This window comes from Streptomyces adelaidensis (assembly GCF_016598475.1).
Lineage (GTDB): Bacteria > Actinomycetota > Actinomycetes > Streptomycetales > Streptomycetaceae > Streptomyces > Streptomyces adelaidensis.
Genome location: NZ_JAEMUX010000056.1, coordinates 18,994 through 44,559, shown reverse-complemented (window position 1 = coordinate 44,559; position 25,566 = coordinate 18,994). Strand labels below are relative to the sequence as shown.

The window sequence follows — 25,566 nt, the reverse complement described above, 5'->3', positions numbered from 1 at the left end:
CGAGCGGTTCCCCGCACCCCTTCCGGGGGTGCGGGGAACCGCTTTTTTGTGGAAATGCCCGTAATAAATCCTGTGTGAATGGGTGGTTGGTTCCCGGAGGGCTCTGAAAATTCATCTCAGGTGTTATTCATCGAGGTCTAAGCGGAATTGGTGATTTCTGTATCCGGCGTCCCGTAGTGTTTTCCATGTCGAAAGCGAACAGCGCTTACAAACACCAAGGAGAAAACCATGAGCTTCCACAAGATTGCCCCGGTGAAGAAGAACCACAAGCCCCTCGCCCCGGAGAAGGCCGCACCCGCGAAGAAGCATGGCGCGCCGAAGAAGCGTCCGGTGGGCAACAAGGGCTGCTGAACACGGCTGCGAGGCGGGGTCTCCGGAAACGCCCGGGGCCCCGCCTCGGGCATGTCGGGAAAGAAGAAAGGAGGGAGTCGAGGATGCCCGGAATTCGCGCCGCATTCGGGCGGTTCTGGCCGCTGACGGGCGGGGACCGCAAATGGCTGGCGGCGATAGTCGGTTGTGTGATTGTGGCCGCACTCGCCGAGACGGCGTCGATCCTGCTCTTCGCGGAGCTGACCGACAACGCGCTGCAGGCGGGCAGCCTGGCCGCTTTCTGGGGGCCGGCCGGGGCGTGGCTGGCGGTCGCGGTCGTCGGCGCCGTCGTGGGCTATCTGGGCAACTCGCTGGCCGTGTGGACCGCCGAGAGATTCGTCCTGCGCCTGCGCGCCAACGTCTTCCGGCACGTCCAGGATCTGCCTCCCGACTTCTTCCGCCGGCACCGGCGGGGCGACCTGGTCGAGCGGCTGACCGGGGACGTCGAGGCCATCGAACAGATGGTCGTGTCGGGCGTCGTCGGCACCGTGTCCGCCGCCTTCTCGGCCGTCTTCTACGCCGCCGCCGCCCTCTGGCTGCGCTGGGACCTGGCCCTGGTGACCTTCGCCCTGGCCCCGCTCTTCCTCCTCGCCGCCCGCCGCTTCGCCGGCCGTATCCAGCGGGCGAGCCGGGACGAACGGGCCGCCGACGGGGCGATCACCTCGGTGGTCGAGGAGTCACTGGGCAATATCGTCCTGACCCAGGCGTACAACCGGCAGGGGGACGAGGAGCGGCGGCTCGACCGCGAGGCGCGCGCCTGGATGCGGGCGTCCGTCCGCGGGGGCCGGGCGAGCGAGCTGTACGAGCAGCTGGTGGAGGTCGTCGAGACGGTCTGCGTGCTGGCCGTGATCGGACTCGGCGTCTGGGAGATCTCCCAAGGCCGCATGACACTGGGCCAGTTGCTCGCGTTCGCCGCGTTCCTCGGCTACCTCTACCCACCGATCCGCAGCCTCGGACAGCTGGGCCTGACGCTCACCGCCGCCACGGCCGGCGCCGAACGCATCCAGGAGATCCTCGACACCGCCCCCGTCGTCACCGACCCGCCGACCCCGGTCCCCGCCTGGCCCGTACGCGGCTGGGTCGGCGTCCACGGAGTCCACTTCGGCTACCCCGGGGAGCGGGGAAGCTCCCTCACGAACCTCACGTTCATGGCCTCCCCGGGCGAACTCGTCCTGATCACCGGCCCGAGCGGCGCCGGCAAGTCCACCCTCGCCAAACTCCTGACCCGCTTCTACGACCCCACGGCCGGCGTCGTCTCCCTCGACGGAGTGCCCCTCCCCGACGTCCCCCTCCGCTTCCTCCGCGACCACGTGACCCTCCTGCCCCAGGAGACCCTCGTCGTGCACGGCACGATCCGCGAGAACATCGCCTGCGGCCGCCCTGACGCCCCGGACCACGAGATCGTCCGAGCCGCCCGCGCCGCCGCCGCCCACGACTTCGTCACCGCCCTCCCCGACGGCTACGACACCGTCATCGCCCCCGGCACCGCCACCCTCTCCGGCGGCCAGCTCCAACGCGTCGCCATCGCCCGCGCCATGCTCCGCTCCGCCCCGGTCCTCGTCCTCGACGAACCCACAGCCGGCCTCGACGCCCTCTCCGCCCGCCGCGTCATCGCCCCCCTGCGCCGCCTCATGTCCGGCCGCACCACCCTGGTGATCACCCACGACCTCACCCTCGCCCCCGACGCCGACCGCATCCTCGTCATCGACGCCGGCCGACTGGTCGAGACGGGCACGCATGAGGAGCTGATGGCGAGGGGCGGGGTGTACGCGGGCTTGGCGGGGCCGGGATTCAGAGATCTGGTGGGGGTCGGGGGGGCGTAGCACCCCTGGTGGGGTCCGGGGCGGAGCCCCGTGAGGGCGCCGGTGCACGTGGGCGGGGTCGAGTCGAAGGGGCGGCAGCCCCTGGAGGAAGGGACCGTCCGCCTGGTCCGCACAGGTGCGCCAGACCCCGCGCAGCGCGTACCCCGTCCCCCGCACCGTGTGGATGATGCGGGGCTCGCCCCGGCCCTCCAGTTTGCGGCGCAGGTACATGACGTACACGTCGAGGGTGTTGGAGGTCGGCTCGAAGTCGAAGCCCCAGACCTCGCGGAAGATGCGGGCGCGGCTGTGGACCTTGACCGGGTGGCGGAGGAGGTACTCGAGGAGGGCGTACTCGGTGCGGGTCAGGGTGAGGGAGCGTTCGGCGCGGGAGACGGCGCGGGTGCCGAGGTCCATGACGACGTCGGCGTAGGAGAGCCGGTCCATGGGCGCGCGCGGGACGACCTCGTGCAGCGGGACGCACTGGCCGCGGCGCAGCAACGCCCGTACGCGCGCGAGGAGTTCCTCGGGGGCGAAGGGCTTGGCGAGGTAGTCGTCGGCGCCGTTGTCGAGGGAGACGATACGGTCGCCGACCGCGTCCCGGCCGGTGATCATCATGATCGGCACGGTGGAACCGGAGGCCCGGATCCGCCGGGTCGCGGCGAGCCCGTCGAGTCCCGGCATGGTGACGTCCATGAGCACGAGATCGGGCCCACTGCCCGGCGCCCCCACGAGATCGAGGGCCACGAGACCGTCCTCGGCGAGCAAGGTCTCGTAGCCCTCGGATCTCAGCAGCCGTCCCAGCCCCTCACGTACGGCCTCGTCGTCATCGACCAGCAGAATCTTCCGCGCCATCCCCACAATGTGGAGGCGGGCACTGTGGCTGGTCTTGGAGAGGGGTGTGGGCGGGCTGGGCGAGGCGGCGGTGCCTTACTAGGCGCAGGTCTTCGGGTCCAGCTTCTGCTCCCACTTGTCCTCGCGGCCGTCGGGCTGGCCGTTGGGGAGGAGCTTGTCGGAGGTGCCGTCGATGTAGTAGCCGTGCGAGTAGATCGTGCGGTAGGAGCGGTTGCGCCAGGTGTGGACGGTCTTGTCGCCGTTGCCCTTGTTCCAGGAGTAGTCCAGGACGTAGAAGATCGGGTTCACACGCACCACGCGCTGGTACGGCGTCCACGTCACGGCGATCTGGGTGCACGGCGGGATCGTCTTCTCGCTACGGCGTTCGAAGCTCGACGTCTTCTCCCAGCCCCACTCGTAGGTGAAGCTGCCGCCCGCGCTGCCGGAGAAGATGCTCTTGGCGGCGGAGAAGCTGAGCTGGGCCCCGACGCTCTTCTTGGCGAACGTCTTGGTGCTGTAGCTGCTGACGAAGGTCTCCTTGTCGTCCTTCGACCCCCGGTTGCCGATCCAGGGGGAGGTGCGGATGGAGGCGCCCTTCGTGGACCAGGTCGACGCCTGCGCGTTGCCGCAGTAGCCGCGGAAGAGTTCCCAGTCCCCAAGCGGCTTCCACAGCCCGAAAACGTCCCGGTGGTACTCGGCCTTGGTCTTGAATGCGCCGGTCCGGACGTTCAGGGCGCCGTACACGCCGGTCAGGCTCCCCTTCTGGCCGCACAGCCGCTCGATCATCGAGTCGGTGTTGCCGGGGTCCACGCCCCGGATGTTGGTCGCCCCGCCCGGCCCGGTGGCCGCCTGCGCGGCGCCGGTACCGGCCACGACGCCGGCCAGGGCGAGGACGGTGGACGCCGTGACGAGGGCGCCCTTCTTCAGAGATGCCTTGAGTGCGGTGCGTGAGGTGCCTGTGGTTCGTGCTGCTCGCATGGTTCGCATGTGTGCGCTCCCTACTGCTGTACGCCGACGCCGGCGGCCACCGGTTCTGTCGTCTGGGGAAACGGAGAACTCGAAGAACTCCCCAGCAGAGAACACGACCCGCATCACAGGCGCCTCAGAGGTTTCTCAGGCCCCTCTCAGAAACGCGTCACGAATCCATCACACAAGATCAACAAGGCTTGCGTCACCGGTGCGTATCAGCCGTTCCCTCCCAGGTGGTGGCCCAGGTGGTGGCCCAGGTGGTGGCCCGGGCGGTGGCCCGGGCGGTGGCCCAGGTGATGGCCGAGATAGTGGCCGAGGTGGGCGGCGGCGTCGAGCATGGCGAGGCCCCGTGCGGTCAGCCTCCGGCGCCAGTCGTCGAGGGCGTGGGACAGCGAGTCCGCGCCACCCGCCGTTCTGATCTGCCGGACCACGGTGAAGATGTGGTTCAGCGGGTAGCCCCCGCGCCGGAGGAGGTGGGCGAGTTCGGCGTCGCGGACGTCGCTCGCGCGGAAGAGGCGGTATCCGGTGAGCGGGTCCCGGGCGGGGGTGAGGACGCCGGCGTCCTCCCAGTTGCGCAGGGTCGCGGGGGTGACCTGGAGCTGGTGGGCGAGTTCGCCGATGGTCCGGGTGCGGGGCCCGGCCGACCGCTCGGGGCTTGATCCTGATGTGGTCTCGGCCTCGGTCTCGGTCTCGGCCTGCGCCATCAGGTGATCCACCGCGCTCCGCACCGAGTCGAGGGTCTCCCGGTCGCGGAGCAACAGGCCGTGCCCACGATCGACGACCGTCAGGGCGTCGTCGAGCGCCCCGTCGTGGAGGGCGCGCATGATCCGCCCGGCAGCCGCATGACCGTACGCCGGGACGAGGGCGAGATAGGCACGGAGGGCCGCCGCGTGCACCTCGGTGTAGATCCGGTAGCCGCTGCGCGTCCGCTCGGCGGCCGGGACGAACCCGTCCCGCTCGTAGTTACGGACCGCCTGGGTCGAGATGCCGTGCTCGCGGGCGAGGTCGGAGGGTCGCATGGTCGCATGGTTATCACTGGTTTGAGACTCCGCGCCATGCATCGCGGCAACAGGCCCAGCTAAGGCTCCACAACCCTCAACCGAACTATCAAGGATACGATTGAGGCTCATGAGTCAGGACATTCGAGACTTCGTGACCCCGTCGTGCGACCTGCTGGCCCTCGGTGAACCCACCCACCTGGAACCGGCCTTCGCACGGCTCCGCAACGACCTGTTCGCCCAACTCGTCGACCACGGCTTCCGTTCGATCGCCCTCGAAACGGATCGCGTGGCCGCACTGACCGTGAACGACTTCGTGGAGAAGGGAACGGGCAGCCTCGACGAGGCGATGAGCGCGGGCTTCTCGCACGGCTTCGGAGACCTGGAAGGCAACCGGCGACTGGTCACCTGGATGCGCGCCTACAACGAGCACCGTCCCCCGCAGGACCGCCTGACCTTCCACGGCTTCGACGCCCCGACGGAGACGATGAGCGCCCCCAGCCCACGCCCCTACGTCGAACACGCCCGCGACTACCTGGACCCGGCCCTGGACTCGGGCCTCGATCTCGCGGCCCTCGTCGGTGACGACGAACGATGGAGCCGTACGGAGGCGGTCCTGGACGCGGCCATGTCGCCCGGCGCCACGCCGGAGGCCGAGAAACTGCGCGTGCTCGCGGACGACATGCTCACCGAGCTCTACGCCCGCGCACCGGAACTGATCGCGGCGACCTCACGCGCCGAGTGGTCGAGGACCAGGATGCACCTCACCGCGGCGCTCGGCCTGCTCCGCTACCACAAGCAGTGCGCACAGCCGGTCGAGGGGGACGTCCGCATCACCCGCCTGCTCGCCACCCGGGACTCCCTCATGGCCCAGAACCTCCTCGACATCCGAGGCGCCGAATCCCGACGCGGCCCGACCCTGGTCTCCGCCCACAACCGCCACCTCCAGCGGAACATCAGCCACATGCGGCTGGCCGACATGGACCTCACCTGGTACGGCGCCGGCGAGATCCTGTCTTCCCTGGTGGGCGACCGCTACTTCTTCGTGGCCGGCAGCCTGGGCCGCAGCAAGGCGATCGACCTCCAGGACCCGGCCCCGGACACGTACGAGGGCATCCTGCAACGCCGCATCAGCACCTGGGCCCTGACCCCGGCCGCCGAACTCCCCCCGGCCCGCACCCGCACCGACACCACCCCCCGCCAGGGCTACTTCCCCCTCGACCAGGCAACCCTGGACGCGACCGACGCGCTCCTCCACATCAACACGGGCGACTAGACCGCTCATCGATCGCCAAGTGGAGGCACTGGAGTCGGACGCGACGGTCGGATTCGACTTCGGAGGTACAAGAGCGCGATCCCACGGTCCCCACAGGGTCGTGTCCCGGTGCGCGTTCCCGGAGGACGAGGAGTTGTGGACACCTTCGGGTGAAGCAGGCAGGAAACCAGGACACGCAGGGGTGCCGGACGGTCACCGTGGCGTCATGGAAGAGATCACGATGATCGACGAAGAGTTCGATCGAGAGCCGGATGTGTGGGCCGAGCCGGTGCGCGGACGATCCGCGCGGGGACGGTGAGCGCGGCTATGGTCGTAGACACGGTGCGTCGAAGGAGGACATCGGTCATGGCTGTTCACGCTGCGGAACCCGAGTCGGCTGTCCCTCCCATGCCTGAGCGGACGCCCAAGGCGTTGCGCGAGGCCATCGCCGAGCACACTCCCGACCTTCTCCCGGACTTCGACGCGCACTGGAAGTGGGCGATCGCCGACGCCTACAACCTCGGTCCGGTGCCGGCGTTCATCGCCCGCTGGTGGGGTGAGTACGCCCTTGCCCGCGACCCCGAGCTGGACGCGTACGTTCACGATCTCGAACACCGAGCCGCGTACGAGTGCACCGACATCAACGAAGCCAAGGCCCTCCTTGAGGAGGCATCGAAGATCCACTACCGGGTCCGAGCACTGGAGCCCGGCGAGTGACCGATGGGTTCATGGGGCCGCCCTGGCAGATGGACTGGCGGATCGACGCTCTTGCCACCTTCGAGGCACTGCCCGACCATGTTCGCGAGTTCGCCCTTGCCGCGCGCGCAGAACTGGTCGCGGCGAAAGACCCGCTTTTTCGAGGCATCGATGCCGATGCCGGGCTTCCCGAGGGCATAAGCGTCGTGCCGGGCCGGTCCACCGCTCCGAAGGGCCGCCACATCTGCTTCTTCGACGACGGAAACGGCTGGCTGAAGTACACCTTCGCCCGCCGAATCGACGACCCCCAGATCGTGGTGGAAGAGATCTTCTGGCAGGAAGGGGAAACTCCTACGGAACCTCCTACGGAACCTCCGGCGGAGCCGTGACCGCCCCCGGTAGTCGTACCGTCGCCAGGGTGCCGCCGCCGTCCGCGCGGGACAGGGACACCTCGCCGCCCGCCTGCTCGACCGTACGCGCGACGATCGACAGGCCCAGCCCCGAGCCCGGCAGGGCCCGCGCGCTGGGGGAGCGCCAGAAGCGGTCGAAGACGTGGGGGAGTTCGTCGGCGGGGATGCCGGGGCCGTGGTCGCGGACGGTCAGGACACCGGCGTCCAACGCCACCTCGATCGTGCCGCTCTCGGGGCTGAACTTCACCGCGTTGTCGAGGATGTTGACGATGGCCCGCTCCAGGGCGGACGGCTCGGACCGTACGTACCAGGGCTGGAGGTCCGCCGTGATCGTCAGCTCGGGGCCGCGCAGCCGGGCGCGGCGCAGGGCCGCCTCCACCGTCTCCTGGAAGTCCACCACCTGGAGGTGGCGACCGCCCTGCTGACCCGCTTCCGAGCGGGACAGCTCCTGCAAGTCGCCGATCAGGGACGCCAGTTCGGTCATCTGGGCCTTCACCGAGGCGAGCAGGGCCTTGCGGTCGTCCGCCGGGATCGGGCGGCCCGTCTCCTCGCTCCGGGTGAGGAGTTCGATGTTCGTCCGCAACGAAGTGAGCGGGGTGCGGAGTTCGTGGCCCGCGTCCGCGATCAACTGCTGTTGCAACTCACGGGAGTTGGCCAGCGCACTCGTCATCGAGTTGAAGGAGCGGGACAGCCGGGCCACCTCGTCCTCGCTCTCGTCCTCCACCGGGATCCGGATGCTCAGGTCCTCCGTGCGCGCCACATGCTCGACCGCCTCGGTGAGCTTGTCGACCGGCCGCAGTCCCGCCCGGGCCACGGCCAGACCGGCCGCTCCGGCGCCGACGACTCCGATACCGGAGACCAGGAGGAGGATCAGGGCGAGGTCGTTGAGGGTGGACTGGGTGCCGTTGAGGGGAAGGGCCACGACGAGCGCGATGTTGGCCTGTTCGCCCGTGGCCTGGCGGTAGGACGCGGGCGAGACCTTGACACGTACGTCGGTGCCGTCCGAGGCGGTGCTGTTGTAGTAGACGGCCTCGGTGCGCTCCGTGGCGCTGACGACGTCCTTGTCGGTCTGGGTGACCTTGACCCCGCCGACGGAGAAGCCCATGACACAGGGCGTGCCGTCTTCCAGGATCACCTGGAAATAGGTGGTCCGGCCGAAACCGTCGGCCTCCCACGGGGTCTGCGAGCAGTTCGTGATGGCGGCCTCGGCCTGCTGCCGGAGCCCCGGCATGCCCATCGACTTGTCGAGTTCGTCCTTCAGCTGGTCGTACAGCTTCCCCTGCACAAGGAACCAGCACGTCACCGACACTGCCGCCACCGCGAACGCCACCGCCGCCGCCACCAGCAGCGACAGCCGGCTCCGGATGGGCAGGGTCCGGTACCGGCGCAGGAGCTTGTTCACTCCGCGCCGCCTTGCCGCAGTACGTAACCGACGCCCCGGACGGTGTGCACGAGCCGCGGCTCGCCGCCCGCCTCGGTCTTGCGGCGCAGGTACATGACGTAGACGTCCAGGGAGTTGGAGGACGGCTCGAAGTCGAAGCCCCAGACGGCCTTGAGGATCTGTTCGCGGGTGAGGACCTGGCGCGGGTGGGCCATGAACATCTCCAGGAGCGTGAACTCCGTGCGGGTCAGTTCGACGGGCCGGTCGGCGCGGGTGACCTCGCGGGTCGCGAGGTTCATCCGCAGGTCGCCGAAGGTGAGCGCGTCGTCCTCGGGGGCCGTGTCGGACACGGCCGCCGCGTACGTGCTGCGGCGCAGCAACGCACGGACGCGGGCGAAGAGTTCGTCCAGCTCGAAGGGCTTGACCAGGTAGTCGTCCGCGCCGGCGTCGAGGCCGGTGACGCGGTCGCCGACCGTGTCGCGGGCCGTGAGCATCAGGATGGGGGTCGTGTCGCCCGCGCCGCGGATCCGGCGGGCGGCGGTCAGCCCGTCCATGCGCGGCATCTGGATGTCGAGGATCACCAGGTCCGGCTGGTACGCGGTCGCCTTCTCCAGAGCGTCCGCACCGTCGACGGCGACCTCGGTGCCGTAGCCCTCGAAGGCGAGGCTGCGCTTGAGGGCGTCGCGCACCGCCGGCTCGTCGTCGACGATGAGGATGCGCTGGGGTTCACGGTCGCCTTCGGCGGGGCTCATGGTGGTGGTGTCCTCGGGTGGGATGTGACGTGGTCGGCCGGTCGGCCTGGGGCTCGCAGGCCCGGGCAGGCCTTCAGGCCCTCAGCCTCGCACGTTCCGGAGCTGCGCAGTAGACGTAAAGATCAGGCGCGGACCGTACGCCGGTGCAGGCGGGCCGCGGTGTTCCGGCGAGCCGCGGTGCGGGCGGCGGGGGCCACCTCGGGGGCCCGCGTCACCGGCGTGTGCAGCGCGGCGGCCACCGCGAGGGCGAGGCCCAGCCCGGCCGGGTCGCCGGCGGTCTCGACGTCGTGCGAAATCTGCTGGATCTGGGCGATCTGCTTGATCATGTCGGACTCCTTGGACTCAGCGGGACTGAAGAGGGATCAAAAGGGAAGCGAGGAGCGGCGGACCTCAGTCCGAGCCGCCGGCCCGCAGCGTGCTCAGGTCGGCCTTGACGGTGTTGACCGGGATGGCGAAGCCGAGGCCGACGCTGCCGGCGCTCGACGAGGTGGCGTCCGCGGCCGAGTACATCGCCGAGTTGATGCCGATGATGTTGCCGTTCATGTCGATGAGGGCGCCGCCGGAGTTGCCGGGGTTGAGGGAGGCGTCGGTCTGGAGGGCCTTGTACGTGGTCGTGGAGGAGCCGGTGTCGCCGTTGAACTCCTGGCCGCCGAACTCGAACGGCCACTGGCCGCTGCCGCCGCCCTGCTGTTGCTGCTCCTGGCCCTGGCTCTCCTCGGTCGAGACGGTCACGTCACGGTCGAGCGCGGAGACGATGCCGCTGGTGACCGTGCCGGTCAGGCCCTCGGGGGAGCCGATCGCCACGACCTCGTCGCCGACCTTGACGCCGGCGGAGTCGCCGAGGGTGGCCGCCTTCAGACCGGAGGCGTCCTGCAGCTTGATGAGGGCGAGGTCCTTCTTGCTGTCGGTGCCGACGACCTCGGCGGTGTAGGACTTGCCGTCGCTCGTCGTCACCTTGATCTGGTTGGCGCCGGAGATCACGTGGTTGTTGGTGATGATCTCGCCGTCGCTGGTGATGATCACACCGGAACCGGTGGACTCACCCGCGTTCGAGCTGGCGCTGATCTCCACGATGCTCGGGCTGACCGCCGTGGCGACCCCGGCCACCGTGCCCTTCTGGCTGGTCGGCACCACACTCGTGCTGGCGGCGCTGGAGGCCACGGTGTCCGTGCCGGTCAGCTCCTGGATGCCGTACGCCGTACCGCCACCGATCGCCGCCGCGACGAACGCCACGGCCGCCAGCAGCGCGATCGGCCCTCTGGCGCGCTTCTTCCGAGCGGGGGCGGCGGGGGCGGAGGACACCGGCTCGGTGAGGAGGGCGGTGGGGGCCGAGCCCGCCGAAGCCGCCGCGGCGGGCTGCTCGTACGTGGCGTGGTCGGCGGCGGGGCCCGCCGGGGGCGTGGCCATGGCCGGGCCGTACGCCGGCGGAGGAGGCCACTCCGGGTTCACCGGGGCGGAAGCGTGCTGCTGCTGTCGGTACGCGGGCTGCTGCTGGGTCTCGCCCTCGGCGTACCCGGAGTGCTGCTGCTGTTCACCCTGGAACGGGTTCTCGTACTCGCCGCTGCGGCGGAAGCTCTCGGTCATGAGTCAGAGCCTGCCGCCCGACCATGAGACGTTCCTGAGTGCTCCCTGAGAAGCCCGCCAGAACCTCGTATGCCCGATGTAAAGGCGCGGGGCCCGGCCCGCATGGGAAACAAAGGGTTGCCGTGCGATGACCTCACAGAACGCGGTGTCCGAACACTTGTCCCGCATCCAGGCCCGCACCCGGCTGGAAGTTCACCGCCTACGTCACCAACGGCGACGTCACAGGCGACGCCATCGCCGACGTCATGGCCCGCGACTCCGCCGGCACCCTCTGGCTCTACCCCGGCACCAACAAGGCCTCGACGTCCCTCTTCGCCACCCGAATCAAACTGGGCATGGGCTGCAACCAGTACAACGCCCTGTTCTAAAGACCACTGAGAGCACTTGTCGCAGCAAGGCCCCACGCCCCGGCTCTTCGCCTTCAAGGGGCGCGGGAAACCGCGGGACAGGCCACGACGCACGCGCAGCAGAAAACGCCTCCGAGCTGCCCCCAAGCCGCCGCTCAGCCTACGGAGTCACTCGCAACCGCAAGACCGCCGAGCGACCAGCTTCGACGGGAACAGCTTCACCCGCTCACCCCGGGATCCCGCCACCCGAAGTCCGTCGTCGAGCACCAGGTCGACCGCCGCGCGAGCCATCGCCGTACGGTCCGTCGCGATCGTCGTCAGCGGCGGATCCGTGAGCGCCGCTTCCTTGACGTCGTCGAACCCGGCCACCGCCAGCTCGCTCGGCACCTCGATGCGCAGCTCGCGCGCGGCGCGCAGGACGCCGATGGCCTGGTCGTCGGTGGAGCAGAAGATGGCCGGCGGCCGGTCCGGCCGCGCCAGCAGTTCGAGGGCGACGTTGTACGCGTCGTACCGGTTGTAGGGGGCCTGGAAGAGCCGCCCCTCGGTGGGGATGCCGGCCGCGTCCATCGCGCGCCGCCAGCCGCCGACGTGGTCGGAGACGGGGTCGCCGACGAGCGGGGTCTCGGCGATGCCGCCCATACAGGCGACGTACGGGTAGCCGTGCGAGAGGAGATGTTCGACGGCGAGCTGGGCGCCGCCGAGGTCGTCGGTCACCACGGCCACGTCGTCGATCGCCTCGGGCCGCTCGTGCAGCAGCACGACCCGCGCGTCCCACGCCTCTATCTCGGCGGCGGCGTTGTCGTTGAGGGCGTGGCTGACGAGGATCAGTCCGGAGACCCGCATCCCGAGGAACGCCCGCAGATAGTGGACCTCGCGCTCGGCGATGTAGTCCGAATTGCCTACGAGGACCATCTTGCCGCGCTCGGCGGCCGCCTGTTCGACCGCGTGCGCCATCTCGCCGAAGAACGGCTGGCGCGCGTCCGGGACGATCAGGCCTATGAGCTCGGTCTTCCGCGAGGCCATCGCCTGGGCCACCCGGTCCGGCCGGTACCCCAGTTCCTTGATCGCGGCGAGGACACGCTCGCGCGTGGCCGGGGCAACCGGCCGGGGTCCGTTGTTGATGACGTAGCTGACGACGGCGGTCGACGTACCCGCCAGTCTTGCCACGTCATCCCGAGTCACCTTGGCCACGCGCGGAGTCTACGCGGATGGACCACCCCTGGGCAGGGCGTACGACCGCTTCCCTGTGCGGAAGCTGTACGTACGCCGCCCGGCGCGGGCCCCAGGGGGTGGGTCACTAGGCCTCGGCCGTGATCTCGGCGGTCTCCAGGGGCGCCGTCTCGTCCGCATCCTCCGCCTTTGGCGGGGTCGCCTTGGCCTTCGCGTCGTCGCTCGCCCGCTCCGCCTTCTCCGGCGTAACGAATCGATAACCGACGTTGCGGACCGTCCCGATCAGTGACTCGTGCTCGGGGCCGAGCTTGGCGCGCAGCCGCCGTACGTGGACGTCGACCGTCCGTGTACCGCCGAAGTAGTCGTACCCCCAGACCTCCTGGAGCAGCTGGGCGCGGGTGAAGACGCGGCCCGGGTGCTGGGCGAGGTACTTGAGGAGCTCGAACTCCTTGAAGGTGAGGTCGAGGACGCGCCCCTTGAGCTTGGCGCTGTAGGTCGCCTCGTCGACGGAGAGATCGCCGTTGCGGATCTCCATCGGGGAGTCGTCGTTGACGATCTGCTGGCGGCCCATGGCCAGCCGCAGCCGCGCCTCGACCTCGGCCGGACCGGCCGTGTCGAGGAGCACGTCGTCGATGCCCCAGTCGGCGGTGACGGCGGCGAGGCCGCCCTCGGTCACGACGAGGATGAGCGGACAACCGGGTCCGGTGGAGCGGAGCAGCTGGCACAGGCTGCGGACCTGTGGGAGATCACGGCGTCCGTCGATCAGGATGACGTCCGCACCGGGGGTGTCGACGAGCGCGGGGCCTTCCGCCGGCGCCACCCGCACGTTGTGCAGGAGCAGGCCGAGGGCGGGGAGCACCTCCGTCGAAGGCTGGAGGGCATTGGTCAGGAGCAGCAGAGAACTCATACGTCTGGTTCCTCCTCGGTCCCTGCGAGGACGTTTGGCACTGCGGTACTGCGTACTGCGGCACTTCTTTGTTCTTGCTCTGCGATCCCGGGCCCGTACACCTGCGGTCACCTGGTGTTTCCCGCTCGTATACAACACTTCCGAAAGCACAAAAGGACTCGGGGGCTACGTTGCCCGAGTCCTCTGTCCAGCAGAATAGCCCACATGAGCGCTGGTCCGGCAGGTGATGTGACGCGATCTTTCGACATTCCGAACTCTGAGACGGCCGGTCGAACCCCTTCCCGGCCTTCCGGAACCCCTTTGCGCAGGTTTCTGAGCACTGACGACGGGGTGAATATCGAGGCCGTATACGAACCGGGACCCGTTGTATACAACACCTCCGACGGCACCGGAACTCCACCTTCCGGCCACCTCGCCGTCGTCGTGGCCCACGGCTTCACGGGCGACGCCGACCGCCCACATGTTCGACGGGTGGCGGCGGCGCTCGGCCGGTACGGGGCTGTCGTGACCTTCTCCTTCCGCGGCCACGGAAGATCCGGCGGCCACTCGACGGTCGGCGACCGCGAGGTGCTCGACGTCGCCGCGGCGGTCCGCTGGGCCCGCGAACTCGGCCACCGGCAGGTGGCCACGGTCGGCTTCTCGATGGGCGGCTCGGTCGTCCTGCGGCACGCGGCACAGCGGGGCGTGAGCGCGAGCGCGAGCGCAGACGCGGGCCCGGACGCCGGAGGCGCGCGGGTCGACGCCGTCGTCTCGGTCAGCGCCCCCGCCCGCTGGTACTACCGCGGCACCGCGCCCATGCGCCGCGTCCACTGGCTCGTCACCCGCCCCGCGGGCCGCCTCGTCGGCCGCTACGGCTTCCGCACCCGCATCCACCACCGCGACTGGAACCCGGTCCCCCTGTCCCCGGTGGAGTCCGTGCCCCTCATCGCGCCGACACCCCTGCTGATCGTCCACGGCGACAGCGACGGCTACTTCCCGCTCGACCATCCGCAGATGCTGGCGGCGGCCGCCGGTGACCAGGGAGAGCTGTGGCTGGAGCGGGGAATGGGCCACGCGGAGAACGCGGCGAGCGAGGAACTGCTGGACCGGATCGGGGAGTGGCTGGCGAAGCGGGTCACAGCGAACCCGGCGTTACCCCACAGCGCGGACTCACCCGTAGCCTGAGGCACGTCACCACTCATACAGAGGACCACAGATGGCAAAGGGCACCGTCCGCTACTGGGCCGCCGCCAAGGCCGCGGCCGGCGTCGCCGAGGAGCCCTACGACGCGGCCACCCTCGCCGACGCGCTGACCGAGGCACGGGAGCGACACCCCGGCGAACTCGTCCGCGTACTGCTGCGATGCTCGTTCCTCATCGACGGTGACCCGGTGGGCACCCGCGAGCATGAGACGGTACGTCTGGCCGAGGGCGGCACGGTCGAGGTGCTCCCGCCGTTCGCAGGAGGGTGACCCCCACATCATGAGCAACCAGCCGTACGGGTACGAGGGCCACCCGGAGCACCCGGAGCACCCGGAGCACCCGGAGCACCAGGGTTACGACCCCTATCAGCAGCCGCAGCCACAGCCACAGCCACAGCCACAGCCGCAGCCGCACTGGCGGGGCTACGACGAGTACACGCAGCAGTGGGAGGGCCAGACCTGGGAGACCCAGGTCCAGCCGCAGGCGCCGGTGGCGGCCAACCTGACGGAGACGGCGTATCTGCCTCCGCAGACGGACGGGCAGTACGGGCCGCCGAACGGCCGGCCGAACGGGCAGTACGCGGCCCAGCCGCAGCCCGGTCCTGTCGCGCAGCCCGCGTCGGCCCCGGCGTCCGCGCCGGAATCCGGACCCGCGCCCGGCTACGGCCCGCCGACCGTCACCGGCAACACTCGGGTGACCGACGCCCAGCGGGCGCGGGCCGAGGGGCGTTCGCCGATCATCGAGCCCGGGATGCAGCCGGCGCTGATCACGGCCGTACTGGGTCTGCTGCTGGCCGGGACCGCCGTCGTCGGGGAGTACGCCCTCGCCGTACCGCTGGTGATCCTTCAGGGCGTGACCGCGGCGGGCTGGTTCCGGCTGAACGGCATGTGGCCGGCCCGGCAGGGCATCGTGCTGGCCTTCGCGGGCGGGCTCGTGGCGGACGTGGCCCTCTTCGCGGCCGGCCGGGAGCACGCGCCCGCCGCGATCCTCGGCACGCTCGGTGTGTGGGTGCTCCTCGGGATCGTGCTCGGGCTGCGCAGCCACGCGGATCCGGACGAGCGGATGTACGGGCTGATGGCGACGGTGGCCTCGTCGGCGCTGGCGATCATCGCGGCCGGGTATCTGGCGGCGGTGGCGGACGCGGTGACCGTCGGTGGGTTCGCGGTGGCCGTGGCGGTGCTGGCGCGGGCGCTGCCGCTGCCGACGATGGTTTCGGTGGTGGTGTCTCTGCTGGCCGCGACCGGGGCGGGGATCGCCATGGGCGGGGCGACCGAGCTGGGTACGTCGGGGGCGCTGCTCGGGGCCGGCGCGGCGCTGTGCGCGCTCATCGGCCACCGGGTCGCCGCGTACGACTACCCCTCCCGTTTCGTCCACTTCACCGCAGGGGTCGCCCTGCCTCTCGCCGCAGCGGCCCCGGCGGTGTACCTGCTGGGCCGAGCGCTCGGCTGACCGGGCTTTCCCGCGCCCCGCAGGGGCGCGGGGAACTGCGCGACAAGCCCCCACCGAGCCCGCGGCCAAAGAACCGGGGTGGAAGGGGCAGCGCCCCTGGGGATGGGACGGGTAGGGGCGGCGGGGGCGAGGAAAAGCCAGGAGACCCGTTCCGGCGCCCTGTCACAGCTGATCAACAAGCCGTCGGAACCCACCCCACCCACCCCACCCCCACGATTACCCTCACGAGGGACGGACCGACCGCCGAGCGAACTACGTGGGGAACACCAAGAACATGCGCGCACTGCGAATACTCGTCATCGTCGCCGTGATCCTGGGCGCCCTCAGCGTCGTCGCGGACCGCGTCGCCGTCGGCTTCGCCGAGGACGAGGTCGCCGACCAGCTGAAGACCAGCGAGGGCCTCACCACCACCCCCGAGGTGTCCATCAACGGCTTCCCGTTCCTCACCCAGGTCGCGACCGGCGAACTGGACGACGTCGAGGTCGGCATCAAGGACTTCGAGGCCGGCACCGGCAACGCCGACGAAAGCATCCGCATCGACGACCTCAAGGCGAACATGCGCGGCGTCGCCTTCTCCAGCGACTACAGCTCCGCCACGGCCGCCAGCGCCACCGGCACCGCGACCATCGCGTACGACGAACTCCTCACGGCCGCCAAGTCCGAGCCCACCGACGTGGGCCTCGGCTTCACCGCCCGAGTCGTCGGCCTCTCCGACGGCGGCAAGGGCAAGATCAAGGTCGCGGTGGAGATCGACCCGCCGGCCCTCGAACCGCAGACCGTCTCCGTCCTGAGCACGGTCAGCGTGAAGGGCGACACGGTCGAGGTGCAAGCGGACTCCCTGCCCTCCCTGGGCGGCGCCGACGTCGCCGAGAACGTCGTCCGTTCGATCACCGACTTCCAGCAGGCCATCGACAACCTCCCCGGCGGCATCAAGCTCGACAAGGTCGAGGCCGCGCCGGACGGCGTGGAGATCACCGTCAAGGGTTCGAACGTCGAGCTGGCCGGGTAGGACGAGGACCGGCGTGGCGAAGGAGTGCCGGAGCCGGTCGGACCGGGTGGCGCCGCGCGCCGTCCGACAGGCGAGACGTGGTTGTCCGTACCGTAGATGTGATGACGGCCGCACGGGGCCCACGGCCCCGTACCCATGCCCCCGACCGCCCCCTCATCCCACATCGCGGACGATCGCGTCTCAGAATGCGACATGCCGGTGACACGCCTGCCTGTCCGTCCCTACGATCGACAACCATGCAGAGCCATTCAAGCGTCCTCCGGCCGCGGGGACAGGCGGTCCTCACGAAGCGGCGGGCAGTAGACCTGTGCCGCGTCGCCGCCATGCTCTGTCGCCCCTTCTGAGCGGTAGCCCCGACTGCCGCGTTTCCCGTCGCCCTGCCCAGCCAGGGCACACCCGTGCGCGCCCGGCCCGACCGCCGTCAGGCGCCCCGCACGCCCCGCCGCAAACTGCCCCGGAGGAGTAAAGAGCATGAGCCGCAGCGACGTCCTGGTAGACGCTGACTGGGTCGAGGCCAACCTCGACGACGCGAACGTCGCCATCGTCGAGGTCGACGAGGACACGACCGCGTACGAGAAGAACCACATCAAGAACGCCATCCGGATCGACTGGACGAAGGACCTCCAGGACCCGGTACGCCGCGACTTCGTCGACCAGGAGGGCTTCGAGAAGCTCCTGTCGGAGAAGGGCATCGGCAACGACACCCTCGTCGTCCTCTACGGCGGCAACAACAACTGGTTCGCGTCGTACGCCTACTGGTACTTCAAGCTCTACGGCCACGAGAACGTGAAGCTTCTCGACGGCGGCCGCAAGAAGTGGGAGCTGGACGCCCGCGAGCTGGTCGACGAGGTTCCCGCGCGCCCCGCGACCGAGTACAAGGCCAAGCCGCAGAACACCGCGATCCGCGCCTTCCGTGACGACGTCGTCGCCGCGATCGGCTCGCAGAACCTCGTCGACGTGCGCTCGCCCGACGAGTTCTCCGGCAAGCTGCTCGCCCCCGCGCACCTGCCGCAGGAGCAGTCGCAGCGTCCGGGCCACGTCCCGTCCGCCCGCAACATCCCGTGGTCGAAGAACGCCAACGACGACGGCACCTTCAAGTCGGACGACGCGCTCAAGGAGCTCTACGCCGACGAGCAGGTCGACCTGGCGAAGGACACCATCGCCTACTGCCGCATCGGTGAGCGCTCCGCGCTGACCTGGTTCGTCCTGCACGAGCTGCTCGGTGTGGAGAACGTCAAGAACTACGACGGCTCCTGGACCGAGTACGGCTCCCTGGTCGGCGTTCCGATCGAGCTCGGCGCCAACAAGTAAGCGAACACCCGTTCATCCCGACCGGCCTTCCTTCCGGTCAGACCTCTGATGGAGAAAAGACATGTGTGGAGCGAAGGCCGGCGGCCCGGACGCCTCGACGATCAAGCCCGGTGAGACCACGATCCAGGGTCAGGTGACCCGCGACGGCGAGCCGGTGACGGGCTACGTCCGTCTGCTGGACTCGACCGGCGAGTTCACGGCGGAGGTCCCCACCTCCGCGACGGGCCAGTTCCGCTTCTACGCGGCCGAGGGCACCTGGACCGTCCGAGCGCTCGTCCCCGGCGGCACCGCCGACCGCACCGTCGTCGCCCAGAAGGGCGGCCTCTCGGAGGTCGCGATCGCCGTCTGAGCGATGTGATCCGGCCAAGGGCCGCACCCCACAGGTCGTCCGCCCGGGGTGCGGCCCTTCGGCATGTACGGGCCTACCCTGGACCCATGTACGCACGGCGGCGTCACGTGTACTTCGCCATGATGGGGACCTGCATCGCGCTCTTCGTCCTGGCCTGGGGAGTCGTACGCCTCTGGTCGGTTCCGGTGGCCGTCGGGATGTGCGTGGTCGCCATGGTCATCCCGCCCCTCGCCGCGATGGTCGCCAACCGGCGCGGCCCCGACGACCGCTGGTGGGACGACCCGTCCGGCGACCCCAAGTCCGACGAGTGGTGGGACGAGCTGGACGGGAAGAGGCGGCCGCAGTAGGAAGGCGTACATGTCGCCTACGAAGCTTTCCAGCGTGGTGCTCGACGCGTACGACGCGCATGAACTCGCCGGCTTCTACCAGCGCCTGCTCGGGTACGTGGTGCGCGCCGAGAAGCCGCACTGGGTGCTCCTCGGTCCCCCGCCCGGCACCGGCGGCACGTCCCTGGCCTTCGAGACCGAGCCCGCGTACGTCCCGCCCGTCTGGCCGGGCCGCGAACCCGGCGACCAGCAGATGATGCTCCACCTCGACATCGAGGTCGACGACCTGGCGGCCGAGACCGCGCGGGCCGTCGCGGCAGGGGCACGGCTCGCCGACCACCAGCCGCAGGACGACGTACGGGTGCTGTTCGACCCCTCAGGACACCCCTTCTGCCTGTGGGTCGAGCCGTCTCAGTAGACGAGCGCCTGCGTCTCGTCGCCCAGCGCCTCCTGCACGAACACCTGCGCCCCCGCGATCCGTACGCCCTCGATGACGTCCTTCTCCGAGATGTCCCGTCGTGCGGCGCACTGGGTGCAGAGCGTGAGGCGGCCGCCGGCCAGGATCGAGTCGAGCAGGTCGGGGAGCGGGGCGGCATGCGGCAGCTCGAACTCGGAGGCCCGGCCCGGGAGCGCGAACCAGGCGGACTCGCCGGTCAGCCAGAGCGAGACCTCGACTCCGCTGGCCACCGCCACCGCGGCCACCGTGAACGCCTGGGAGCAGCGTTCGGGGGCGTCGACCCCCGCCGTCACCTTGATCACGAGCTTCTTCGCCATGCCCGAATGGTAGTCCGAATCGTGATCTATCCCGGCGCAACCCAATGCGGCGTCCGCCAGACGTACCTCGCGGGCGGTGGTCCCGCAGAGTCAACTGCTCGACTGAACGGAACGCGGAACCTGACGAACGGCCCCGGGCCCCGGCCGCGTAAGCTGGGGTCCGGCCCTGTGTAGTACCGAACTCCGCTCATCCGAGGAGCACCCCGTGGAGATCTTCTTCGAAGCACTGTTGGTCCTGGTCTGTGTCGGTGTTCTCGCCTTCACCGGTCTGGCCGTGAAGAAGCTGTACCAGGGCCAGCGCTGACCCCCGTCTAGGAAGAACCGATGATCGAGATCCCGTCCGACCTGCACAAGGACCTCGTCCCGCTCGCCTTCCTGCTCGGCAGCTGGGCCGGCGCGGGTGTCCATGACTTCCCCGGCGCCGAGAAGTGCAACTTCGGCCAGGAGGTCACCTTCGCCCACGACGGCCGGGACTTCCTGGAGTACCGCTCCCACACCTGGGTGCTGGACAACGACGGCAACAAGGTCCGCCCGCTGGAGACCGAGTCCGGCTTCTGGCGTGTCGACGCCGACCGCAAGGTCGAGATCGTCATGACCCGCGACAACGGCGTCGTCGAGATCTGGTACGGCGAGCTGGTCAAGCAGAAGCCGCAGATCGACCTGGTCACGGACGCGGTCGCGCGTACGGCCGCCGCGGGCCCCTACAGCGGCGGAAAGCGGCTGTATGGCTATGTGAACAGCGACCTGATGTGGGTCGGCGAGAAGGCGACCCCCGAGGTCGAGCTGCGCCCCTACATGTCCGCGCACCTGAAGAAGGTCGTCACCCCCGAGGACGTCGAGCGCTGGGCCAAGGCCCTCCCGGACGACATGCCGGACGACGGCATCGCCTTCTTCAAGTAGGCCGTTCCCGACTTTCGGCCGAGGTTTCGCACGCCCCCGTGCCTCAGTGGCGGGGGCGTCGTTGCATGCGAGGCGTTAACCCTCAAAGGGGTTAACGGAATCGACGGTATGGCAATGCACTTGCGGGTGGGGTGTCTGAACACTGCAGTGGCGGAGGTCTCGCGGGTCCGGTGAACGCGCGAAACCCCGATCGCAATGTGGCTGCGACCAGGGTTTCGGAGGCTGTGCCCTGGGTGGCTTGCGGTGCAGAGGCGAGCCCAGAACATTCGTCGACCACGCTACCACGAAGTAGCGCGACGCATCCATGGACGCGTCGGGGCGGGGGAATCATGAACAATCGTCTGCCTGAATGGATGGCCCGGGACCTGTCCCTGCCACGACTGCGGCGTTACATCCGTGCCGCGCACGGCGACGCGCGGGTGGCCGAGCGGCTGTACTGGTGGAACATCGAGGTGTCGGCAACGCTGGTCGGCCCCCTGCATTGCCTGGAGCTGGCACTGCGCAACGCCCTGCACAACGCACTCGTACGACATCACGGCAGACCGGACTGGTGGGAGGCCGCGCCCTTGAACGAGCGTGGCCGCGGGCTTGTGGACGGCGCACGCCGCTCCTGTGAGCGCCGCCTGCGGCGTACGACGCCGGACGACGTGGTGGCCGAACTCACCCTGGGCTTCTGGGTCTCCTTGCTCAGCTCCGGCTACGACCGGCACTTCTGGGTGCCCGTGTTGAACTCCGCGTTCCCGCACTACCGCGGACCTCGTGGGCGCCTGTACCGAGACCTGACCTCGCTGGCCCTGTTGCGCAACCGCGTCATGCACCACGAGCCGGTTCATCACCGGCACCTCGCGGCCGACCATGACAGCATCTACCGCGTGCTGGGCTACCTCAGCCCCGAGCTGGCCAAGGAGGCGCAGGCCATGGACCGTTTCCCGGCAGTGCTCGCCGACCGGGCGGACGTGGTCGGCGGCGCCAGACCGCCTCGGTTCTGATGGAGGGAGGGCCATGACCGGCTCCGGGGCGTCAGCGCCCGCCACGAATGGTGACCCGGCCCTCGCCGGCACGCTCGTCTCCCGGCCCGAGATCGCGCGCCTCGCGGGGGTGAAGCGCCCCGCCGTGACCAACTGGGAGCGGCGCTATCCGGAGTATCCCGCTCCTGTCGGTGGGGACCCCGAACTGTTCCGCGCCGACGAGGTGCTGGCCTGGCTGTCCACCCGGACCATCCCCGCGAACGCCCTGCTTTCCGGTGAACCGGTGGGCACGACCTACGGTGACCGGTTCCGCGCGGGCCTGCCCGGCGGGACGGCTGGCGGGCTGCTCCGGGCGGTCGAGCGGCTCGCGGGGCCGGAGGCGGACCGGCTGCGGGGGGGCATGTCGCTGGACGACTACCTCTTCTGGCTGCTGTTCTTCGTCGACGAGCACATCAAGGACCCCGCCGGGGGGATGGCCGAGCAGCTGAGGCAATACGCCGTGCTGGGGTCTGACCACGACGTCGCGAAGAAGGAGTTTCCGCCTGGCGCGCTGACCGAACTCTTCGAGACGCTGGGGCGCACTCCTGTGGGCTCCGAGCAGGAAGCTCGAACGGCTTTCGACCACGTCCTGGTGCGCTGGCGCGCGGAACACGCACGCGAGGGCGGCGCGTTCCTTACCCCGCCGTCCGTGAGCCGGGTCATGGCGGGGGCTCTGGCCGCTGTACGGCCCGGCGCCGTGCACGTGCACGATCCTTACGTCCGTGTCGGGGAACTGCTTGTCGCCTACCTGGACGCGATCGCGGCACACGGCGGTGGCGAACGGCGTCTGATTGGCGGCCGAGCACCCCGGGTCCAGGAACTACTGGCAGCGAGCTGCAACCTGCGGGTGCACCACGGGCGCGGGGCACTGCTCGTCGAAGGACCCGTCACCCCGGCGCTCGATCCCGGTGGTCTTGCAGACTTTCCCGAGACCTTCGACGTGCTCCTCACCAACCCCCCCTTCGGGCGCTTCCTGGAGGACGTGGCCCCACCTCCGTACTGGACGTACGGCACCGCTCGCCGAACCGAGTTCGACTGGCTCCAGTACGCCGTCTCGCGGCTCGCCGCTGACGGCCGGGCCGCCGTGCTGATGCCGGCCGGGGCCGCCTTCAACACCGGGGCCGCAGAGACGGTGCGGAGGGGACTGGTCGAGGTCGGGGCAGTGGAGTGCGTTATCGCGCTGCCTGCCGGACTCTTCACGCTCACGGCCATCAGCACGCACATCTGGTTCCTGCGCGCCCCGGGATCCGGCGGTCACCCGGATCCCGAGGTGCTGTTCGTGGCCGGTGAGCACTTTGGACACCAGGTCAGCCGGACCCAGCGGGCCCTGTCCGATGACGACATCGGACGGCTGGTCGGGGAGTACGTGTCCTGGAGCCCGGCCCCGGAGGGCGGGCGCTCCTTCACCGGTACCCCCGGCCTGAGCCGGGCCGTACCGGTAAAGGACATTGTGGAGTACGGGTACAGCCTGGATCCCAGACGGTATGTCCGGTCGTTCGGCAGGGTCCCGGCCGACGCCGCCGAGACCCGGGACCGGCTGGCCCGGTTGAGCGAGGAGATCGAGATCCTGCACGCGCGGGCTGAGGCAAGCGATGCCGAAGCGGTCCGGTGGCTCAGGAGGTACGGACTGTGACGAGCGATGACATCGGTGAACTCCTGCCGCCGGGCTGGCCGTGCGTCCCGTTGCGGGATCTGTGTGACTCCATCCAGGCCGGACCGGCGACCCGCGCCGAGGACAGGGGCCACACGCAGGCGGACGGCGGTGTCGCCGTCGTCCGTCCGCGTGACCTGAGTGGTCGGCGCATCGGCACCGAGGAGGCCTGGACCGTACCCGCGATTCCGTGGGACCGGGCCCGGACTCTGTCGAAGTATGAACTGGCCGAGGGCGACATCCTCATCACCCGCACCGGCACCGTGGGCCGTTGCGCACTGGTCACCGGTGAACACGAGGGCTGGCTGTTTCACCCCAACCTGGTACGGCTCAGACTGCCCGGCGCGGGAGATGTCGGAGCCGCGTATCTCACGGCCTGTCTGAGCGCGACCACGGCCCAGGACTGGATCAGGTCGCGGACGGCCGGGGGGGTCATTCCGTCACTGAGCATCCGCACCCTGGGCCAGTTGCCCGTCGTCGTGCCGCCGGTCGCCGAGCAGGCGGCGATCGGTGCCACGCTCGCCGCCCTTGACGGCAAGATCCAGGCGTATGCCGAGATGGTTCGCGCAACCCGTGCCTACCGCGGCGTACTCGCCGACGCCCTGATGAACGGTGTTCTGTCGGCTGAGCGATGACTCCGCCCCGCCCGCCCTAGACTGGGCAGTGTGGTGAGCACCGACTGGAAGAGTGACCTCAGGCAGCGCGGCTACCGGCTGACGCCGCAGCGGCAACTCGTGCTCGAAGCCGTGGACACCCTTGAGCACGCGTCCCCCGACGACATCCTCGTGGAAGTGAGGAAGACGGCGTCGGGGGTCAACATCTCGACGGTCTACCGGACCCTGGAGCTCCTGGAGGAGCTGGGGCTGGTCAGCCATGCCCATCTGGGCCACGGGGCGCCGACGTACCACCTCGCCGACCGGCACCATCACATCCACCTCGTCTGCCGGGACTGCACGAACGTGATCGAGGCGGATGTCTCGGTGGCCGCCGAGTTCACGGCGAAGCTGCGCGACACCTTCGGCTTCGAGACGGACATGAAGCACTTCGCGATCTTCGGCCGCTGCGCGGACTGCTCCGCGAAGGACGATCCGAAGACCTCGACCGGCGATCTGAAGACTTCAACTACCGAGTCGTAGGCTAAGCGTATGAAGAGCCCTCTGCTGTCCCTGCCCGGCGCCGTCCCCGCCGAGGGTGTGGACGAACCTGTCGCCGCCCACTACGGCGACCTGTTCCGCGAACAGCGCGCCCTCGCAGGCGGCACCGGTTTCGTCGACCTCTCGCACCGGGGTGTCATCGCCGTCTCCGGTGAGGACCGGCTCAGCTGGCTGCATCTGCTGCTCACCCAGCACGTCAGCGAACTGCCCGCCGGCCGGGCCACCGAAGCGCTGATCCTCTCCGCCAACGGCCACATCGAGCACGCGCTGTACCTGGTCGACGACGGCACGACGGTCTGGGCCCACATCGAGCCCGGCACCCAGGAGGCGCTGCTCGCGTACCTGGAGTCGATGAAGTTCTTCTACCGGGTCGAAGTGGCCGACCGGACGGCCGACTTCGCCGTCGTCCACCTCCCGGCCGGTTCCATCGCCGAGGCGCCGGAGGGCGTGGTCGTCCGCGAGACGCCGTACGGCCGTGATCTGTTCCTCCCGCGCACGGACCTGGAGGCGTACGCCGAGAAGGCGGGCCCCGCGGCCGGACTCCTCGCCTACGAGGCGCTGCGCGTCGAGCACCACCTTCCCCGCCTCGGCTTCGAGACCGACCACCGCACCATCCCGCACGAGCTGGGCTGGATCGGTTCGGCGGTGCATCTGCAGAAGGGCTGCTACCGGGGCCAGGAGACCGTCGCCCGCGTTCAGAACCTCGGCAAGCCCCCGCGCCGCCTCGTCTTCCTCCACCTCGACGGCAGCGAGGTGCACCTGCCGCCGCGCGGCGCCGAGATCCGGCTCGCCGACGACGGCCCCGACGGCCGCAAGATCGGCTTCGTCACCACCTCCGTACGCCACCACGAGCTGGGCCCCGTCGCCCTGGCCCTCGTCAAGCGCAACATCGCGGTGGACGCGCGGCTGATGGCGGACACGACGGCTGCGGCGCAGGAGGTCGTGGTCGAGCCGTAGCCACAGCGGTTCCGGTGGTCGTCCCGG

29 protein-coding genes and 1 pseudogene are annotated in these 25,566 nt (G+C 69.8%); 20 read left to right on the top strand and 10 right to left on the bottom strand.

The features are described from left to right. The first annotated feature begins 228 nt into the window (after positions 1–228). Both I8N67_RS43960 and I8N67_RS27810 read left to right on the top strand, forming a co-directional pair. Positions 229–351 (top strand): hypothetical protein, encoded by a 123-nt coding sequence (locus tag I8N67_RS43960; RefSeq protein WP_267912831.1) that lies wholly within the window; start codon positions 229–231, stop codon positions 349–351. Positions 352–434: 83 nt separating this feature from the next. Further along, complete coding sequence (locus I8N67_RS27810; protein WP_200306771.1) at positions 435–2,192, top strand: ABC transporter ATP-binding protein; 1,758 nt, start codon at positions 435–437, stop codon at positions 2,190–2,192. A gap of 129 nt (positions 2,193–2,321) precedes the next feature. Here I8N67_RS27810 and I8N67_RS27805 read toward each other — a convergent pair. From I8N67_RS27805 to I8N67_RS27795, 3 genes and pseudogenes are all read right to left on the bottom strand, one after another. Then, positions 2,322–3,023, bottom strand: a pseudogene (locus I8N67_RS27805) (response regulator transcription factor); the annotation flags it as partial. 78 nt (positions 3,024–3,101) lie between these two features. Next, positions 3,102–3,980, bottom strand: coding sequence for a hypothetical protein (locus tag I8N67_RS27800; protein ID WP_200306769.1), 879 nt, complete (start codon positions 3,978–3,980; stop codon positions 3,102–3,104). Between the two features lie 206 nt (positions 3,981–4,186). Beyond that, positions 4,187–4,990 (bottom strand): TioE family transcriptional regulator, encoded by an 804-nt coding sequence (locus I8N67_RS27795; RefSeq protein ID WP_200306767.1) that lies wholly within the window; start codon positions 4,988–4,990, stop codon positions 4,187–4,189. Positions 4,991–5,099: 109 nt separating this feature from the next. Here I8N67_RS27795 and I8N67_RS27790 point away from each other — a divergent pair, with 109 nt between their 5' ends. The 3 genes from I8N67_RS27790 (at position 5,100) to I8N67_RS27780 (ending at position 7,309) form a co-directional block, all read left to right on the top strand. After that, positions 5,100–6,245: an erythromycin esterase family protein gene (locus I8N67_RS27790; protein ID WP_200306765.1), complete on the top strand. Its 1,146-nt coding sequence runs from the start codon at positions 5,100–5,102 to the stop codon at positions 6,243–6,245. A gap of 345 nt (positions 6,246–6,590) precedes the next feature. Next, entirely contained in the window at positions 6,591–6,941 is a 351-nt protein-coding gene (locus tag I8N67_RS27785; RefSeq protein ID WP_200306763.1) for a DUF6247 family protein, read from the top strand. Then, positions 6,938–7,309: a hypothetical protein gene (locus I8N67_RS27780; protein ID WP_200306761.1), complete on the top strand. Its 372-nt coding sequence runs from the start codon at positions 6,938–6,940 to the stop codon at positions 7,307–7,309. Before I8N67_RS27785 ends, I8N67_RS27780 begins: the two co-directional genes overlap by 4 nt. Here I8N67_RS27780 and I8N67_RS27775 read toward each other — a convergent pair. The 4 genes from I8N67_RS27775 to I8N67_RS27760 all read right to left on the bottom strand — a co-directional run bounded on the left by I8N67_RS27775 (position 7,284) and on the right by I8N67_RS27760 (position 11,047). Beyond that, positions 7,284–8,732 (bottom strand): HAMP domain-containing sensor histidine kinase, encoded by a 1,449-nt coding sequence (locus I8N67_RS27775; RefSeq protein ID WP_200306759.1) that lies wholly within the window; start codon positions 8,730–8,732, stop codon positions 7,284–7,286. The two genes, I8N67_RS27780 and I8N67_RS27775, sit on opposite strands and share 26 nt — an antisense overlap. Further along, entirely contained in the window at positions 8,729–9,463 is a 735-nt protein-coding gene (locus tag I8N67_RS27770) for a response regulator transcription factor (RefSeq protein WP_200306757.1), read from the bottom strand. Before I8N67_RS27770 ends, I8N67_RS27775 begins: the two co-directional genes overlap by 4 nt. Positions 9,464–9,585: 122 nt before the next feature. After that, on the bottom strand, positions 9,586–9,789 hold the full coding sequence (locus I8N67_RS27765) for a hypothetical protein (RefSeq protein WP_200306755.1): 204 nt from the start codon (positions 9,787–9,789) through the stop codon (positions 9,586–9,588). 64 nt (positions 9,790–9,853) lie between these two features. Further along, complete coding sequence (locus I8N67_RS27760) at positions 9,854–11,047, bottom strand: S1C family serine protease (protein ID WP_200306753.1); 1,194 nt, start codon at positions 11,045–11,047, stop codon at positions 9,854–9,856. 245 nt (positions 11,048–11,292) lie between these two features. Here I8N67_RS27760 and I8N67_RS43955 point away from each other — a divergent pair, with 245 nt between their 5' ends. After that, a complete protein-coding gene (locus I8N67_RS43955; protein ID WP_267912830.1) occupies positions 11,293–11,415 on the top strand; it encodes a hypothetical protein in 123 nt (40 codons plus the stop codon). Between the two features lie 147 nt (positions 11,416–11,562). Here the strand turns inward: I8N67_RS43955 and I8N67_RS27750 are convergent, their stop codons facing one another. Then, entirely contained in the window at positions 11,563–12,585 is a 1,023-nt protein-coding gene (locus I8N67_RS27750) for a LacI family DNA-binding transcriptional regulator (RefSeq protein WP_200306751.1), read from the bottom strand. A 106-nt stretch (positions 12,586–12,691) separates the two neighbouring features. Then, the gene (locus I8N67_RS27745) at positions 12,692–13,471 is read right to left on the bottom strand and encodes a winged helix-turn-helix transcriptional regulator (protein ID WP_200306749.1); all 780 of its coding nucleotides are present in this window, start codon (positions 13,469–13,471) and stop codon (positions 12,692–12,694) included. 204 nt (positions 13,472–13,675) lie between these two features. Between I8N67_RS27745 and I8N67_RS27740 the strand changes: the two genes are divergently transcribed. From I8N67_RS27740 to I8N67_RS27705, 8 genes are all read left to right on the top strand, one after another. Continuing rightward, positions 13,676–14,635 (top strand): alpha/beta hydrolase, encoded by a 960-nt coding sequence (locus I8N67_RS27740; protein WP_200306747.1) that lies wholly within the window; start codon positions 13,676–13,678, stop codon positions 14,633–14,635. A gap of 31 nt (positions 14,636–14,666) precedes the next feature. After that, positions 14,667–14,921 (top strand): MoaD/ThiS family protein, encoded by a 255-nt coding sequence (locus tag I8N67_RS27735; RefSeq protein WP_200306745.1) that lies wholly within the window; start codon positions 14,667–14,669, stop codon positions 14,919–14,921. 10 nt (positions 14,922–14,931) lie between these two features. After that, positions 14,932–16,101, top strand: coding sequence for a hypothetical protein (locus I8N67_RS27730; RefSeq protein ID WP_200306743.1), 1,170 nt, complete (start codon positions 14,932–14,934; stop codon positions 16,099–16,101). A gap of 274 nt (positions 16,102–16,375) precedes the next feature. Then, positions 16,376–17,110, top strand: coding sequence for an LmeA family phospholipid-binding protein (locus I8N67_RS27725; RefSeq protein ID WP_200306741.1), 735 nt, complete (start codon positions 16,376–16,378; stop codon positions 17,108–17,110). 471 nt (positions 17,111–17,581) lie between these two features. Further along, positions 17,582–18,421: a sulfurtransferase gene (locus I8N67_RS27720; RefSeq protein ID WP_200306739.1), complete on the top strand. Its 840-nt coding sequence runs from the start codon at positions 17,582–17,584 to the stop codon at positions 18,419–18,421. A gap of 61 nt (positions 18,422–18,482) precedes the next feature. Further along, positions 18,483–18,770 carry a DUF1416 domain-containing protein gene (locus I8N67_RS27715; protein ID WP_200306737.1) on the top strand — a complete coding sequence of 96 codons (288 nt, stop codon included), beginning with the start codon at positions 18,483–18,485 and terminating at the stop codon, positions 18,768–18,770. Between the two features lie 86 nt (positions 18,771–18,856). Next, positions 18,857–19,117, top strand: coding sequence for a DUF3099 domain-containing protein (locus tag I8N67_RS27710; protein ID WP_200306735.1), 261 nt, complete (start codon positions 18,857–18,859; stop codon positions 19,115–19,117). 10 nt (positions 19,118–19,127) lie between these two features. Continuing rightward, positions 19,128–19,514, top strand: a complete 387-nt coding sequence (locus tag I8N67_RS27705) for a VOC family protein (protein ID WP_200306733.1) — start codon at positions 19,128–19,130, stop codon at positions 19,512–19,514. On the opposite strand, the gene I8N67_RS27700 is transcribed toward I8N67_RS27705, so the two are convergent. Beyond that, the gene (locus I8N67_RS27700; protein WP_200306731.1) at positions 19,508–19,870 is read right to left on the bottom strand and encodes a DsrE family protein; all 363 of its coding nucleotides are present in this window, start codon (positions 19,868–19,870) and stop codon (positions 19,508–19,510) included. The genes I8N67_RS27705 and I8N67_RS27700 overlap by 7 nt on opposite strands. 324 nt (positions 19,871–20,194) lie before the next feature. Between I8N67_RS27700 and I8N67_RS27695 the strand changes: the two genes are divergently transcribed. From I8N67_RS27695 to ygfZ, 6 genes are all read left to right on the top strand, one after another. Then, a complete protein-coding gene (locus I8N67_RS27695) occupies positions 20,195–20,770 on the top strand; it encodes a heme-binding beta-barrel domain-containing protein (protein ID WP_200306729.1) in 576 nt (191 codons plus the stop codon). A gap of 329 nt (positions 20,771–21,099) precedes the next feature. Beyond that, the gene (locus I8N67_RS27690) at positions 21,100–21,759 is read left to right on the top strand and encodes a hypothetical protein (RefSeq protein ID WP_200306727.1); all 660 of its coding nucleotides are present in this window, start codon (positions 21,100–21,102) and stop codon (positions 21,757–21,759) included. A gap of 13 nt (positions 21,760–21,772) precedes the next feature. Next, positions 21,773–23,410, top strand: coding sequence for an N-6 DNA methylase (locus I8N67_RS27685; RefSeq protein WP_200306725.1), 1,638 nt, complete (start codon positions 21,773–21,775; stop codon positions 23,408–23,410). Beyond that, the gene (locus tag I8N67_RS27680) at positions 23,407–24,063 is read left to right on the top strand and encodes a restriction endonuclease subunit S (protein ID WP_200306723.1); all 657 of its coding nucleotides are present in this window, start codon (positions 23,407–23,409) and stop codon (positions 24,061–24,063) included. Before I8N67_RS27685 ends, I8N67_RS27680 begins: the two co-directional genes overlap by 4 nt. 30 nt (positions 24,064–24,093) lie before the next feature. Next, entirely contained in the window at positions 24,094–24,564 is a 471-nt protein-coding gene (locus I8N67_RS27675) for a Fur family transcriptional regulator (RefSeq protein WP_200306721.1), read from the top strand. A gap of 9 nt (positions 24,565–24,573) precedes the next feature. Continuing rightward, the gene (gene ygfZ, locus I8N67_RS27670; RefSeq protein WP_200306719.1) at positions 24,574–25,539 is read left to right on the top strand and encodes a CAF17-like 4Fe-4S cluster assembly/insertion protein YgfZ; all 966 of its coding nucleotides are present in this window, start codon (positions 24,574–24,576) and stop codon (positions 25,537–25,539) included. Positions 25,540–25,566 lie beyond the last annotated feature (27 nt).

Bases quoted from the DNA above. Each gene is read 5' to 3' on its own strand.
- I8N67_RS43960 (WP_267912831.1), top strand. From the start codon at position 229: ATGAGCTTCCACAAGATTGCCCCGGTGAAGAAGAACCACAAGCCCCTC.
- I8N67_RS27810 (WP_200306771.1), top strand. From the start codon at position 435: ATGCCCGGAATTCGCGCCGCATTCGGGCGGTTCTGGCCGCTGACGGGC.
- I8N67_RS27800 (WP_200306769.1), bottom strand. From the start codon at position 3,980: ATGCGAGCAGCACGAACCACAGGCACCTCACGCACCGCACTCAAGGCA.
- I8N67_RS27795 (WP_200306767.1), bottom strand. From the start codon at position 4,990: ATGCGACCCTCCGACCTCGCCCGCGAGCACGGCATCTCGACCCAGGCG.
- I8N67_RS27790 (WP_200306765.1), top strand. From the start codon at position 5,100: ATGAGTCAGGACATTCGAGACTTCGTGACCCCGTCGTGCGACCTGCTG.
- I8N67_RS27785 (WP_200306763.1), top strand. From the start codon at position 6,591: ATGGCTGTTCACGCTGCGGAACCCGAGTCGGCTGTCCCTCCCATGCCT.
- I8N67_RS27770 (WP_200306757.1), bottom strand. From the start codon at position 9,463: ATGAGCCCCGCCGAAGGCGACCGTGAACCCCAGCGCATCCTCATCGTC.
- I8N67_RS27765 (WP_200306755.1), bottom strand. From the start codon at position 9,789: ATGATCAAGCAGATCGCCCAGATCCAGCAGATTTCGCACGACGTCGAG.
- I8N67_RS27760 (WP_200306753.1), bottom strand. From the start codon at position 11,047: ATGACCGAGAGCTTCCGCCGCAGCGGCGAGTACGAGAACCCGTTCCAG.
- I8N67_RS43955 (WP_267912830.1), top strand. From the start codon at position 11,293: ATGGCCCGCGACTCCGCCGGCACCCTCTGGCTCTACCCCGGCACCAAC.
- I8N67_RS27745 (WP_200306749.1), bottom strand. From the start codon at position 13,471: ATGAGTTCTCTGCTGCTCCTGACCAATGCCCTCCAGCCTTCGACGGAG.
- I8N67_RS27740 (WP_200306747.1), top strand. From the start codon at position 13,676: ATGAGCGCTGGTCCGGCAGGTGATGTGACGCGATCTTTCGACATTCCG.
- I8N67_RS27735 (WP_200306745.1), top strand. From the start codon at position 14,667: ATGGCAAAGGGCACCGTCCGCTACTGGGCCGCCGCCAAGGCCGCGGCC.
- I8N67_RS27730 (WP_200306743.1), top strand. From the start codon at position 14,932: ATGAGCAACCAGCCGTACGGGTACGAGGGCCACCCGGAGCACCCGGAG.
- I8N67_RS27725 (WP_200306741.1), top strand. From the start codon at position 16,376: ATGCGCGCACTGCGAATACTCGTCATCGTCGCCGTGATCCTGGGCGCC.
- I8N67_RS27720 (WP_200306739.1), top strand. From the start codon at position 17,582: ATGAGCCGCAGCGACGTCCTGGTAGACGCTGACTGGGTCGAGGCCAAC.
- I8N67_RS27715 (WP_200306737.1), top strand. From the start codon at position 18,483: ATGTGTGGAGCGAAGGCCGGCGGCCCGGACGCCTCGACGATCAAGCCC.
- I8N67_RS27710 (WP_200306735.1), top strand. From the start codon at position 18,857: ATGTACGCACGGCGGCGTCACGTGTACTTCGCCATGATGGGGACCTGC.
- I8N67_RS27705 (WP_200306733.1), top strand. From the start codon at position 19,128: ATGTCGCCTACGAAGCTTTCCAGCGTGGTGCTCGACGCGTACGACGCG.
- I8N67_RS27700 (WP_200306731.1), bottom strand. From the start codon at position 19,870: ATGGCGAAGAAGCTCGTGATCAAGGTGACGGCGGGGGTCGACGCCCCC.
- I8N67_RS27695 (WP_200306729.1), top strand. From the start codon at position 20,195: ATGATCGAGATCCCGTCCGACCTGCACAAGGACCTCGTCCCGCTCGCC.
- I8N67_RS27690 (WP_200306727.1), top strand. From the start codon at position 21,100: ATGAACAATCGTCTGCCTGAATGGATGGCCCGGGACCTGTCCCTGCCA.
- I8N67_RS27685 (WP_200306725.1), top strand. From the start codon at position 21,773: ATGACCGGCTCCGGGGCGTCAGCGCCCGCCACGAATGGTGACCCGGCC.
- ygfZ (WP_200306719.1), top strand. From the start codon at position 24,574: ATGAAGAGCCCTCTGCTGTCCCTGCCCGGCGCCGTCCCCGCCGAGGGT.